The organism is Coleofasciculus sp. FACHB-1120, from assembly GCF_014698845.1.
Taxonomy (GTDB): Bacteria; Cyanobacteriota; Cyanobacteriia; order Cyanobacteriales; family FACHB-T130; genus FACHB-T130.
In genome coordinates this window covers 13,997-26,282 of sequence record NZ_JACJTV010000030.1, presented here as the reverse complement: position 1 = coordinate 26,282, position 12,286 = coordinate 13,997, and the positions used below count along the sequence as shown (strand labels likewise).

The following is a 12,286-nucleotide window of genomic DNA, read 5'->3' as shown; positions in this document are numbered from 1 at the left end:
CTAGTTGAGTTAGTTTTTGGTTTCGTCAACTTTTCTAAAAATTTTCCTCTTTCGTTTGAGTAACCTGACCATTTATAGCTCGTTCATAAACCCGCCGGTACCTTAGGCGGGTTTTAGTTTTTTATATGGAAGCGGAACGCCTAAAGGTTCGGCGAAACAAAAGGGTATTAGTCGCAAAAAGCTTCGATTAATTCCCAAATTTCAGGGAGGACGTTTCCTAAGCTGTGATCGTCCTCTAGTTCAATGAATTCAACCCAAGGACGTGAGGCGGCGTAGTCGCGGCTAGCTGCGATTGGAATCACTTCATCGTGACGCCCATGCAGGAGCAGAGTAGGAATGGGACGCTGTAACTGTTTGTCTTGATATTGGGCGGCGTCGGTGATGAACTGGTAATGCAGAGGAAGCGATCGCTTCTCGCCATAGTGATATACCGGCAAATACTGCTCTGTCTGCCATCGTTGCAGTTGTTCTTCCCCCAGTCGGAGCAACCAGTGAGTCAGAAAATCAAACGCCGGAGCTAGCAACACTAACCGCTGAACCTGGGGGTACTTTTCTCCCACCCAAGCCGCGGTTAAACCCCCCAAACTGGAGCCAAGGACAGTGACAGGCATCGGGTTTGGGGGAAATTCAGCGGCGATTTGGATTATTTGCCGCGTGATTGTCAGATGGGAAAAGTCGCCTTGGTTGAGATCGAGGATTCTCAGGGAAATTTGCCGGGAAGATAAGCGATCGCGCAGATAGATCGCCTTTGCTGACTGGGGGCTAGAGGCAAATCCATGCAGATAAATATAATCAAGCATCCAATTCAGCCGTAGTTTCGGGGGGAGCAGCCGCTAAAAATTTTTCCCTGCCCGTTCTCCCTTTTGTTGCCGTCGCTGTTGCATGAGTTGGACAAACTTGGCGCGTTGCTCTGGAGTCATCACTTCTCGCATTTCTAACATACTTTCAAACCGCAACTTTTGTAGCTGCTGCTGCAACTCTTCAACTTGCTGATTTTTAGAGCGAATTTGACTGGCGGAAGCTGTACTGTTCATCAGTGTAGCTAGCTCTTGCCGAGCTTGACGTAGAGCTTGCTGACGCGGCGCTATTTGGCTTCTATATTTCTGCCGAATTGCCTGCATTTGCTGCATTTGCTGTTGGGTAAGATTGAGTTGCTGAAGTAGCCCATCCTTGTTGCGCCTTTGAGGACGGGCACCCGGCGAATTTTGGGCAATTTGGGCAGATTGGGGATTCGGATCTGCAAGAGCAACAGCACTACCTACAGATAGTATGAGAACCGCTAACAGAGAAATACGATGTAAGGACACGGAAACAATCTCCTTGGTTAGTAGTAATTAGTAGTTAGTAATTAGTTAGAAGGCGATGAGTCATTCTTCATAGGTCATTAAGAAGTAGCAATAAGCTCGTTCAGAACAGTTGATTATTACCCTATTACCCATTCTCTAAAAAAACTAATTTTCTGAGAGCAACCAATCAGTTTCTGCCTCTTGGCTGTTCGACGATGGGGGCGTTTCACCCACGACGCTATCCCAATTGGTTGCCAGAAACGCTTCCAGTTCGGCGGTGTTTGTGGATGCAGTCGATGCAGTGTTCGGCACCAGCACGCGGTATCCTGCCCAGGTAACTAGCAGACTAGCAACAATGGCAGAAGGCAAGAGCCACATCTTTCTCCGCCCCTGCGGAGGCGCAGATGCCACTGCTTGCATAATGTGGCTCTCTAAATCGGGTGCAGATGGGGGAACATGACCCCGGTGTTGACGCAGAAACTCTATCAGGGGTTTGTCATCATCGGGAAACTGAGTCATATTTGGACTCCTTGTTGCTGGAGAAATTGCCTCATGGAGGTTCTAGCATGAAAGAGGCGAGATTTTACTGTGCCAACTGGAATTGACAAGATAGTTGCGATCTCTTTTTGTGGAACGTCTTCTAAGTCGTGCAGAACCAGTACGGCGCGATGCTCGAAACTTAGCTGTTGCAGTCCGCGCTGCACTAAGTCTTCATAATGTAAGTGCATCAGAGTGGGAGATTCTTGTTGACTTGGCAAGGCATTGGTAGCGTTTTGCTGTAAAAACGCGAAATTTCGGGTTTCTACAGCAAATTGCCGCCGCCGATCGGAAGCAACATTCCAGCTAATGCGATAAAGCCAAGTCGAAAAATGGGCGGTTTCCCGCAATTTTGGTAATCCCTTCCAAGCGCGTAAGAATACTTCTTGTACCAAATCATCTAAGCATGAGGTACCGCAGAGTTGGTAAAGAGTTGATCTGACGCGCTGCTGATGGCGCTGGTAGAGTTGCCGAAAGCTCTGCTTGTTGCCTTCTTGACACCGTTTTACCAGGTAAGCATCGGTGTCAAGATCGGGTTTTTCTTTGGGTTGATCGCCCATTAGCGCATTGATTGATACAGCTGGCACCGATTGCCTCTCTCTTACCACTGTTGGATTTCTAATGCTATAGACTGGGCATTTGGGGAAAAGGTTCAAAGGCAAGTAGCGCATATTTATACCAGTCCTCAATGTGCATCCACTTAACTTAAGTAATGACCTTACTAATGACAAAACTATCAAGATTTGGCAGTGTGATTGAGACGGTAGGTTAAATGAGAGAAAATATCGCTCATCTCAACAAGTCAAATGCAGACATTTGTAGGGGCAATTGATAATATTGCCCCTAGCCGTAATTTATCGCAGAGTGACAAACTCTTCGGCGGTGGAAGGATGAATGCCAACGGTGGCGTCGAAGTCTTTTTTGGTAGCTCCCATATTGACTGCGATCGCGATTCCTTGAATCACCTCGGCTGAATACTCGCCCACCATGTGAGCGCCCAGCACGCGGTCGGTGTTTTTGTCAATGACCAACTTGACCATGACTTTCTCATCCGCGCCGGTGAGACTGTGGAACAGAGGACGGAATCGGGCGCGATAAATTTGCACGTTGTCATCGCCCAACTTTTTCCGCGCATCGGCTTCGCTGATTCCCACCGTAGCGGCTTCTGGCTGAGTGAACACGGCGGAGGCAACATTTTCGTGATTGAATACCCGGCGGTTATTGCCAAACTCAGTATCGGCAAAAGCGCGACCTTCGCCAATGGCGACAGGCGTTAAATTGATCCGATTGGTGCAATCGCCTACAGCGAAAATATTCGGCTGGTTGGTGCGGCTGTACTCATCGACTTCGATGGCACAGTTGACGCTGTACCCGTGCAACCTGGGTAAATCTTCGTCCTCACAATTAACAACCTTAACGCCCGCATTCTCTAAACCAAGTTTTCCTAACAAAGGTGCGCGACCGATGGCGACTAGAACTTGGTCTGCGGTGAGGGTTGTATCTGCGTCTTTGCCTTTTTCGGTGAAGGCGACCTTTAGACCCTCTGGGGTTTGCTCAATGCCTTTCCCGGTAACATTAGTGATAATGTTGATGCCGTGATGGGACATGGCATCTTGAATGCCAACGCGAATATCGTCATCAAAACCTTTGAGAATGCGATCGCCGCGAAGCAACAAACTGACTTTCGATCCGAGTCCGTGCATAATACAGGCGAATTCCACGGCAATATAGCCAGCGCCAATAATGACAATGTGCTTCGGCTGTTCCTTGAGGAGAAATATCTCGCGAGAAGTGATGGTGTGTTCCATCCCTGGTAAATTCGGCTTGATGGCTTCCCCACCCACGGCGATTAAAATCTTGTCAGCCGTGACTTTGCGCCCATCCACTTCCACCGTATGCGGATCTAATAAAGTGGCGCGGCTCTTGATTAACTCCACCCCAGCTTTTTCCAGAAATCCAATATGCAAGTGGCTGAGGCGATGGACTTCCTTATCGACAGTCGTAATCAGATGCTGCCAGTTTAGGCTTCTCTCGCCCACGGTCCAGCCATAGCCTGCGGCATCCTCAAACAAATGGGAAAATTTGGAGGCGTAAACCATCAATTTTTTGGGAATACAGCCACGAATGACGCAGGTACCACCCACTAAATCGCCTTCTGCGATCGCTACTTTCGCACCATAGCTAGCCGCACGTTTGGAAGCCGCCAATCCTCCCGAACCCGCACCAATGACAAACAAATCGTAATCAAATTCCATGACTGGAAGTCCTCTCTTTCTTCATTTAGTTTAAAAGATGTAACGATGATGCTACTGCTTTCCCATTTTCCGCAGATCGCTTAAAGTCGGATGAGAATACCGTAAGTTTTAGCGAAGAACAATGGATCGAGAGCATCGTGGCGTCACCGTGTGGTTTACAGGTTTAAGCGGTGCGGGAAAGACCACCATTAGCAAGGAAGTGGCGCAAGTATTGCACAAACGCGGACACAAGGTGGAAATCCTTGACGGAGACGTGGTGCGCCAAAATCTGACCAAAGGTTTGGGGTTTAGTAAAGACGACCGCGATGAGAATATCCGGCGCATTGGTTTTGTCGCTCATCTCCTGACTCGCAACGGGGTCGTCGTACTCATTTCGGCAATTTCGCCTTACCGGGAAATTCGAGAAGAAGTGCGATCGCGTATTGGAGATTTTGTCGAGGTTTATGTGAATGCACCGTTAGCGGTTTGCGAACAGCGGGATGTGAAGGGATTGTATAAGAAAGCGCGGTCTGGGGAAATCAAAAACTTCACTGGGATTGATGACCCTTATGAGTCGCCCCTCCATCCTCAAATTGAATGCCACACAGACCAAGAAACGATAGAGGAAAGCACAGAAAAAGTTTTGAGAAAGCTGGAAGAACTGGGCTACCTCTAGTAAGGATAAACCGCAATTAAGCGGAACCCCTCCCCGCCCTCACCTGCGGCTCCGGCTCCGGCTCCGGCTCCCCTCTCCGCTTGCGGGGAGGGGCTGGGGGCGGGGTTCTTTTATTATGGATAATTACACAAATCTAATAGGAAGGTTTGAGAGCTAAAGCACAAAAGTATCGTGGATGGGCACCACCCACCCAACACCTACTTCTTCTTATCTGCGCCTCTACCTCTTTCTCCCTCTACTTCTCTAACTGTAGGGGTTCGCGACGGCGGTGGAGGCGGAGCGTCATTTTGTAACTGTTGCCGACCGTTGCGGATGACCTTGAGCATATCGTTGAGCTGCTGCTCAATATTCGTGAGAACTTGGTCGGCGTAGTCATCCGCTCCGTTTTGAATATCCTCGCATTCTTGGAGAGCAAGCGATCGCATCTGCTCTAGCTCTTGTTGTGCTTGTAGGCGCATCCGTTCCAGTTCTGCGATTGTTTGTTCTTGGATAGCGTCGCACTCTTGCTGCACCGCCTGCCGAATCGCTTGAGCTTCCCGTTCGGCTTGCCGAATCAAGCCCATTTCATCCAATATCTGATCGGCTCGGCGTTCTGCTGTCTCAATAATCTGCTGTGCATAATCCTCCGCTTGCAGGAGAATCTCTTCTTTCTGGCGAACAATTTCTTCGGCTTCCTGAAAAGCCGGTGGCAGATTGATCCGCACCAAATCCAGCTGATCGAGTACCGGATTCTCATCGACTAAGCGCAGGCTAGTCAAGGGAATCCGCGTACTATCGATAATCATTTCTTCGATGCGGTCGAGTTCCCGCTGAATATCTACACTTCCCGATCCACTGTCGGGTAATTCACCTTCGGGGAAGCGTCCATTACTATCGGGTTCGAGGCGGGAAGATTCTTGGCGTAACATCGGTAGATATCTAAGGCGACGTGCTGGGGAACAAGATGATCGACAGAGCCGCCAAATCTGGCAATCTCTTTCACTAAGCTACTACTTAAGAAACTGTACTCGTTAGAGGTTGCTAGAAAAACCGTCTCAATCCGATCGTCGAGAGTTTTATTCGTATGAGCCATCTGTAGCTCATGTTCAAAGTCAGAAAGCACCCGCAAACCGCGTAGCAGCACGCCCGCTCCTCGGATTCTGGCATAGTTGACCGTCAAACCGTCAAAGCTGTCAACTTCTACATTCGGCAGCGATCGCGTGGATAGACGAATCTGCTCGATGCGCTCCTGTACTGTAAACAGAGGCGTTTTGTTGGGGTTCCGCAGCACCGCAACAATCACGTCATCAAAAAGCCGACAACCGCGCTTAATGATGTCGAGGTGCCCCAGAGTAATTGGATCGAAGCTGCCAGGATAGATTGCAATCACGGAAGAGGTGTGTGAGCTAGCTTAAGGAAATTGTACTCATACAGTACCCCTAAAACTACGAATTGTTAAATGTCTCCGGTTTTGGCGAGAAGCACCGACCACTACACGAGAGCGATCGCAACCAAAGAGGATTCATCGCGTCAGCAGCCTCTTCTCGCGGCATACACGAGCCAGCAATCGCCCTCTGCTGCGATCGCAGAGAGTCTCTAGATTAATCCAACCAGAGCCACTCCTTAACTTTCAGGAGGTTCTCTCTAAAAATCAGCAAAAGCTAAAATCCGATTAGTGAATCTACACATTAAGTTGAAAACCCAGGAAAAGGCTCAATTTTTCCAGCAGTTCGCCACTTTGCTGAATTCTGGCATTTCAGTACAGCAAAGCTTAAATTTGGTTGAGCGCGATCGCAATTCTCCCTTCGGGCGCTATCTGCAAACAGTCAGTGCAGCGGTGGATTCTGGGCAAGATTTGGCGTCTGCTTTGACACTAGACGCTCGATATTTTGATGGCTGGACGATTAGCCTCATTCGGTTAGCAGAATACAGCGGCTCGCTAGCAGAGACTTTTGAGAGATTGGCAACGGCGGCGGAAGCGAAAGTCAAACGGGAACGCCTCTATCGTTCAGTGGGAATCGCCGCGATCGCGCTGATTTGGAGTCTGCTGGTACTTGCCGCCGCACTTTTCAAGCGAAATCCTCAAAAGCTTACCCATCCTGGTTTCTGGCTGTGCAGTTTTGGATTAGCAGTGCTTTTGGTTGGGGTAGCTATCCTGAATTCTCGCTTTCCCGGACGCGGTTTACAGCGGTTGGCGGCGCAACTTCCCGGTTTGGATAAAGTCATGCAAGCGCGATCGCTCCTTTACTTTACCGAGTTGTCTTTGCCTTTAAGTTGTGGGGTGCCAATTCTCGCCGCGCTGGAATTGTTGCGCGATCGCATCCCCGATCCTCAGATGGCAACCCACGTAGCAAAAGCTGCTCGGCAAATTCGTCTCGGTAGAAGCCTCACCGAGAGTCTGCAAACCAAGTTACCGCCACTTGCAATCCAATATATTCGCACTGGTGAAGAAACCGGCAATCTAGATGCGGCGCTGCGAAAATTGGAGCAATATTACGAAAGCGACTTAGAGAAACGTTTGAGGCACTTGGAGGGAATCTTGCGTCCTTTGAGTCTATTAGCAATTGGAGGTTTAGTGCTTTTAGTCGCAATTCGAGCAATTAATTCGCTGATTAACTCTCTGCCAGGATAAGTTTATGCGTGATGAAACAGAGGGATTAAAAAACTGGCTTATAATTCTGTCCCTTACATTTATTGCCATAGGAGTGATAGTTTTCCTGGGTTTATGGCAACTTGATGTAGTTCCCGTTGAACACTTCAATAATTCTTCTAAAATCCTGACTACAAAGGAGTTTATTGAGCTTAAAAGGCAGGGCATCAGCTCTGTTGTTGAAGCTTTAAAAATTGTTGCAACAACTTTTGGAGGAGCCGCAATCCTCTTTAACGTTTTCTATGCAGCGAAGCGAGCTAAAGCGATGGATGATAGTGCGATCGCTGCCAATAAAAGCGCTGATGCAGCTCTAGATAACGCTAAGGCTGCCCTAAAAAACGCAGAAGCAGCACAAGACAAGCAAATCACAGAACGCTTTACTAAAGCTATTGAACTTCTTGGTTCTGCTAATATTTCTATCCGTCTCGGTGGAATTTACGCTCTAGAACGAATCGCGAAGGATTCCAAAAAAGACCATTGGACAATTATGGAAGTGCTAACTGCTTTTGTTCGAGAGAATGCTCCTTTGAAGGAAGAAGAGATACAGCAGGAAAAATTACCAAAAATTCCTACGGATATTCAAGCAGCACTTACAGTTATCGGACAGCGCGACGTAGATAAAGACCCAGAATATCAAGGGCTAAATTTACAATATACCAACCTTGATGGAGCAGACCTCAGAGACGCTAACCTGCAAGGGGCAAACCTCAGAGACGCTAACCTGCAAGGGGCATACCTCAGTGAAGCTAACCTACAAGAGGCAGACCTCAGCCAAGCTAACCTACAAGGACCAGACCTCAGCCAAGCTAACCTACAAGAGGCAGACCTCAGCCAAGCTAACCTACAAGAGGCAAACCTCATAGACGCTAACCTGCAAGGGGCAAACCTCTTTGAAGCTAATCTGCAAGGGGCAAACCTCTTTGAAGCTAATCTGCAAGGGGTATTCCTCTGTAGAGCTAACCTGCAAGGGGCAAATCTCTTTGGAGCTAACCTGCAAGGGGCAAACCTCTTTGGAGCTAACCTGCAAGGGGCAAACCTCTTTAGAGCTAACCTACAAGGCGCAAACCTTAGCGAAGCCGAAAATCTAGAACTCAAGCAAATTGAAACAGCATTTGGAGATAGCGCAACTGTCTTGCCGGACGATGTGGAAAGACCTGCACATTGGACGCAAGCTGGGGGAGAGACGAATGCGATCGCCCCAATATAGAACCCATTTGAGATATATTCCTGAAACTAAAAGCCTTGCAGCTAGCTGGTTTTATCCCGGTTCTTGCAAAAAACAGTCGAGTTTAAGCAGGCTCTATCATTGATCGCAACGTAACGGCTTACTTCTTGCGCCTTGCACCCCAGCAAAAGATGTCAAATGGGTTCTATACAAGAGGGCAATCGAATTTAGCTGAACTACGAGCTAAGTTACAAATTTTATAGATCGATCGTCAGGATTTTTTTCTTGCTTTTTTTGTCGCTCAACACGACTGTATTGTAGGGTGAGGTATCCGTTTCCGGCGGAATTGGCAGCCAAAAACTGGGGTTTTTATGATCGAGTTCGCCTAAATCAATGCTTTTCTTTATATCGCCATCTGTTGCCAGATAAGCGGTAAGTTCGCCTTTATAATCTTCAATTAAAAAGTCGCTAAATAAAACGACTTGCCCACCCTCAGGATGTATACCAAGGATGACCTGACCGCTGAAAGTTACGCCTTTTCGTTCTTCATCAACCGTTGCCATGATGATTTCCGAGGGGTCTTGACCGGACATATCTGCCATAAACTTTTTTCTCTTGCGAATTCTCAACAATTGAAAATGATTTTACAAGAGCGCTATGGGCGATCGCAAAACTCTCAGGACGTATTTCTGCATCGGTCTTGCAAATATATAGCCAAGTTACTTCGGGTTTAACGCCTATTTGGAAGATTGAGTAGGGATGAGTAGAGGCTCAAAGCGATCGCGAAGCGTTGCTGCTATAAGAGATCGCATCGCAGAAACCTGATAGAGGGGAGACGCTCTTGAAGTTTCCGGATTCTGTTCTAGCAACCTACGAGAGCCACGGGAAGGGGTAGGCAGGAACACCAAGGTCAAATGCTTGTAGGTCATTTTCAAGGGGTCAGGAAGCGATCGCCTAAACAGCATCCCAGCACAAGAGGGTAGTACAGAGATAAGCTTTGCCATGCCTATACAAGAGGGTCTAAAGTATTTATGTACAAGAGGACAAGGCAGGGATAAGCTGACCATGCATACACAAGAGGATAATGCAGGGATAGAGAGGCTTAGAACCCATTTGACATCTTTTTCTGGGGTGCAAGGCGCAAGAAGTAAGCTGTTACTTTGCGATCAATGATAGAGCCTGCTTAAACTCGACTGTTTTTTGCAAGAACCGGGATAAAACCAGCTAGCTGCAAGGCTTTTAGTTTCAGGAATAGATCTCCAATGGGTTCTATAAAGCTTGTCATTTGAATCAAATACAAAACCTAACCTCCTACCCCCTTCCCTAAAAGGCAGGCAGAAAAGCCCCTTTCCTTGTAGAAGAAAGGTTAGGGAGAGGTCATAATGTACTGCACCTAATTACAAACCCCAATATTTCCAATTTCTTAGCCCACGCAAGCGGACTTTATTTGTGTAGCCCCAGCCTTCTAGGTGCGGGCGTTATCAAGTAGGATTTAATCAACCAAATGTTGACCCATCCCAACCCCACATTGAACCTTTCGCATCAGCAAACTCAATGTAAATCCGGTTTGTAGATACACCAAGTTTCTCATTAATTTGCTGGCAAAAATCTTGGCTCATCGCCTTAGTTTGCGACGGACTCATGCTACCGACACTTTTAATTTCGACGTAGCAGACGGGATCGAGAGTTCCGCCAAATGTCATCGCCACACTCGGCTCAAAAGCCGTCATCACATAAGATTCCGGTTTGCCTGTATGCTTCGCTAATTTAGCAGAAAGACTTTTCAGCAATCCCTCGACAGCACCCCGATCGGGAGAATCAACAGAAGTTTGAACTTTGATCAGCGGCATAATCTTTTACTCTAATTCCTTTCAAAAGGCATTCAATAATGGGTAATCGTTATTAGTCATTCGTTATTAGTCCTTTGCTACTAACCAATTACCAATTACCGATTACCAATTACCAATTACCCACCATATTGCCAAGGGGTATTTTCGAGTAAAAGCGGTTTACCCTCGCGGTGGACACCAGCAGCGATCGCTTCCCCGACATAAACCGTATGATCGCCGTGTTCTACAGCACCGACAACCTTACACTCCACATAACCGAGGGAGTCGGAGATGATAGGACAGCCGGTTTCTTGTCCTAGATAAAATTCCACATCTTCAAATTTATTACCGACGCGGCGCTGCGGCTTGAAGAATTTTTGCGCCAAATCTTGCTGTCCCTCATCCAGGAAACTAAGCGCAAAAACGCCACTGGCTTTGATCATGGCGTGGGATTTAGAATCCTGCTTAACGCAATTCACAACCAGCGGTGGCTGAAACGATCCCTGCATCACCCAGCTGGCTGTGAAGCCGTTAACTTCTTCGCCATCTTTGACACCGCAGATGTAGAGTCCATGAGGAATCTTACGCAGAATAGTTTTTTTGGCTTGTTCGTCTAGCAAAGTTTCACCTAACAGCTACTGATACATCGCTTAGTTTATCAATGTCTTGGAAAGAAACATCAATCTGGAGATAGTTCACAGACACAGAAAACAAGTAGGTTTGCTTTCTAGCGGTTCTTGGATGGGTGGAATATATTACCCATCAGTACCAACTGAAGATTGGCTCGGCGGTTGAAACCGCAGCTATACAGACAAAACCTGCCTTCGCAGGTTAAAGAATGATTTTTCCTTAGTCCGCGAAGGCGGACTTCGTTTGTATAGCCGCGATTTCCAATCGCCAGGGCTTAAGTAGACTTAAAAGCAACCGAATCGCAGAATGAGCGATCGCTTCTTAAGCAACCCCGTACTTCTTAAACCAAGCTTGTAGACGTTTCCAGCCGTCTTCTGCTTCCTCTTCGCGGTAGCTGGGGCGATAGTCGGCAAAAAAACCGTGGGGCGTGTCCGGATAAAGGATAATTTCCGAAGGCTTGTCTGCTGCTTTCAGCGCTTCTTGCATCTTCTCGACGGTTTCGTTCGGAATGCCGGTATCGTTGCCGCCGTAGAGTCCCAGTACGGGCGCTTTCAGCTGATCAACCAAGTCAATAGGATGTTTTGGAGTAAGCGGCGAAGACTCGCTGACTAAGCGTCCGTACCAAGCAACTCCAGCATTGAGCGTGGGATTGTGCGCCGCATACAGCCAAACGATTCGCCCACCCCAGCAAAAGCCTGTAATTCCCAGTTTATCGGTGTTTCCCCGACTGGACTTAGCTGCCCAAGCAACCGTTGCATCCAAATCTGACATAACTTGGGCATCGGGGACTTTAGAAACTACTTTGGTGATAATTTCTTGAACATCGCTCATTTGGGAAACATCGCCTTGACGCGCATAGAGTTCTGGCGCGATCGCTAAATAGCCCAGTTTTGCAAAGCGGCGACAGATATCTTGCAAATGTTCGTGAACGCCAAAGATTTCCTGCACCACTAGCACGACGGGGAAATTCTTACCCCTGGCAGGCATTGCTCGATAAGCGGGGATGGCTCCATCTTCTACGGGTATCTTCACTTCACCCGCCACCAAGCCTTTCTTATCGGTCGTAATGACTTGGGCAGAAATGGGGCGAACTGCTAGGGCAAACCCTGCCGCCAGCGTAGAGGCCATGATAAATTCGCGGCGCGTGAATTTCATCAGCAGTTTTCTCCAAAAATCTAGATTGTGCATCAGTTGGGCGCGAATAACCACTCCCTACTGATGGCTAAACACCGAAACCACGCTAACAAAGTTCAGATAAAATCCGCTGTCATCGTGGGGAATCCACTTGCTATCTCCCAAA

General features: G+C 47.9%; 16 protein-coding genes. 4 read left to right on the top strand and 12 right to left on the bottom strand.

The window, feature by feature from the left end; all coding sequences use genetic code 11:
• Positions 1 to 167: 167 nt before the first annotated feature.
• The 5 genes from H6H02_RS21225 to gor form a co-directional block, all read right to left on the bottom strand.
• Complete coding sequence (locus H6H02_RS21225) at positions 168 to 800, bottom strand: YqiA/YcfP family alpha/beta fold hydrolase (RefSeq protein ID WP_190821452.1); 633 nt, start codon at positions 798 to 800, stop codon at positions 168 to 170.
• Between the two features lie 33 nt (positions 801 to 833).
• Positions 834 to 1,307, bottom strand: a complete 474-nt coding sequence (locus H6H02_RS21220; protein WP_190821450.1) for a periplasmic heavy metal sensor — start codon at positions 1,305 to 1,307, stop codon at positions 834 to 836.
• A 144-nt stretch (positions 1,308 to 1,451) separates the two neighbouring features.
• Positions 1,452 to 1,805 (bottom strand): hypothetical protein, encoded by a 354-nt coding sequence (locus H6H02_RS21215; RefSeq protein WP_190821448.1) that lies wholly within the window; start codon positions 1,803 to 1,805, stop codon positions 1,452 to 1,454.
• Positions 1,802 to 2,383 carry a sigma-70 family RNA polymerase sigma factor gene (locus H6H02_RS21210; RefSeq protein ID WP_190821499.1) on the bottom strand — a complete coding sequence of 194 codons (582 nt, stop codon included), beginning with the start codon at positions 2,381 to 2,383 and terminating at the stop codon, positions 1,802 to 1,804. Before H6H02_RS21210 ends, H6H02_RS21215 begins: the two co-directional genes overlap by 4 nt.
• 294 nt (positions 2,384 to 2,677) lie before the next feature.
• Positions 2,678 to 4,078: a glutathione-disulfide reductase gene (gene gor, locus H6H02_RS21205; protein ID WP_190821446.1), complete on the bottom strand. Its 1,401-nt coding sequence runs from the start codon at positions 4,076 to 4,078 to the stop codon at positions 2,678 to 2,680.
• A gap of 121 nt (positions 4,079 to 4,199) precedes the next feature.
• Between gor and cysC the strand changes: the two genes are divergently transcribed.
• Positions 4,200 to 4,733, top strand: a complete 534-nt coding sequence (gene cysC / locus H6H02_RS21200; protein WP_190821444.1) for an adenylyl-sulfate kinase — start codon at positions 4,200 to 4,202, stop codon at positions 4,731 to 4,733.
• 197 nt (positions 4,734 to 4,930) lie between these two features.
• On the opposite strand, the gene H6H02_RS21195 is transcribed toward cysC, so the two are convergent.
• Positions 4,931 to 5,641 carry an ATP synthase F0 subunit B gene (locus H6H02_RS21195; RefSeq protein WP_242040810.1) on the bottom strand — a complete coding sequence of 237 codons (711 nt, stop codon included), beginning with the start codon at positions 5,639 to 5,641 and terminating at the stop codon, positions 4,931 to 4,933.
• On the bottom strand, positions 5,551 to 6,102 hold the full coding sequence (gene coaD, locus H6H02_RS21190; RefSeq protein WP_190821442.1) for a pantetheine-phosphate adenylyltransferase: 552 nt from the start codon (positions 6,100 to 6,102) through the stop codon (positions 5,551 to 5,553). The genes H6H02_RS21195 and coaD overlap by 91 nt, the downstream gene beginning before the upstream one ends.
• 69 nt (positions 6,103 to 6,171) lie before the next feature.
• Between coaD and H6H02_RS21185 the strand changes: the two genes are divergently transcribed.
• From H6H02_RS21185 to H6H02_RS21175, 3 genes are all read left to right on the top strand, one after another.
• On the top strand, positions 6,172 to 6,312 hold the full coding sequence (locus tag H6H02_RS21185; protein ID WP_190821440.1) for a hypothetical protein: 141 nt from the start codon (positions 6,172 to 6,174) through the stop codon (positions 6,310 to 6,312).
• Between the two features lie 75 nt (positions 6,313 to 6,387).
• Complete coding sequence (locus tag H6H02_RS21180; RefSeq protein ID WP_190821438.1) at positions 6,388 to 7,344, top strand: type II secretion system F family protein; 957 nt, start codon at positions 6,388 to 6,390, stop codon at positions 7,342 to 7,344.
• 4 nt (positions 7,345 to 7,348) lie between these two features.
• Positions 7,349 to 8,569 (top strand): pentapeptide repeat-containing protein, encoded by a 1,221-nt coding sequence (locus tag H6H02_RS21175; RefSeq protein WP_190821436.1) that lies wholly within the window; start codon positions 7,349 to 7,351, stop codon positions 8,567 to 8,569.
• Positions 8,570 to 8,784: 215 nt separating this feature from the next.
• Here H6H02_RS21175 and H6H02_RS21170 read toward each other — a convergent pair whose 3' ends face one another.
• The 5 genes from H6H02_RS21170 to H6H02_RS21150 form a co-directional block, all read right to left on the bottom strand.
• Positions 8,785 to 9,129 carry a hypothetical protein gene (locus H6H02_RS21170; RefSeq protein ID WP_190821434.1) on the bottom strand — a complete coding sequence of 115 codons (345 nt, stop codon included), beginning with the start codon at positions 9,127 to 9,129 and terminating at the stop codon, positions 8,785 to 8,787.
• Positions 9,130 to 9,264: 135 nt separating this feature from the next.
• Entirely contained in the window at positions 9,265 to 9,531 is a 267-nt protein-coding gene (locus H6H02_RS21165) for a hypothetical protein (protein WP_190821432.1), read from the bottom strand.
• 492 nt (positions 9,532 to 10,023) lie between these two features.
• Complete coding sequence (locus H6H02_RS21160) at positions 10,024 to 10,377, bottom strand: phenylpyruvate tautomerase MIF-related protein (RefSeq protein WP_190435216.1); 354 nt, start codon at positions 10,375 to 10,377, stop codon at positions 10,024 to 10,026.
• A 116-nt stretch (positions 10,378 to 10,493) separates the two neighbouring features.
• A complete protein-coding gene (locus tag H6H02_RS21155; RefSeq protein ID WP_190821430.1) occupies positions 10,494 to 10,976 on the bottom strand; it encodes a flavin reductase family protein in 483 nt (160 codons plus the stop codon).
• A gap of 331 nt (positions 10,977 to 11,307) precedes the next feature.
• A complete protein-coding gene (locus H6H02_RS21150; RefSeq protein WP_190821497.1) occupies positions 11,308 to 12,144 on the bottom strand; it encodes a dienelactone hydrolase family protein in 837 nt (278 codons plus the stop codon).
• Positions 12,145 to 12,286 lie beyond the last annotated feature (142 nt).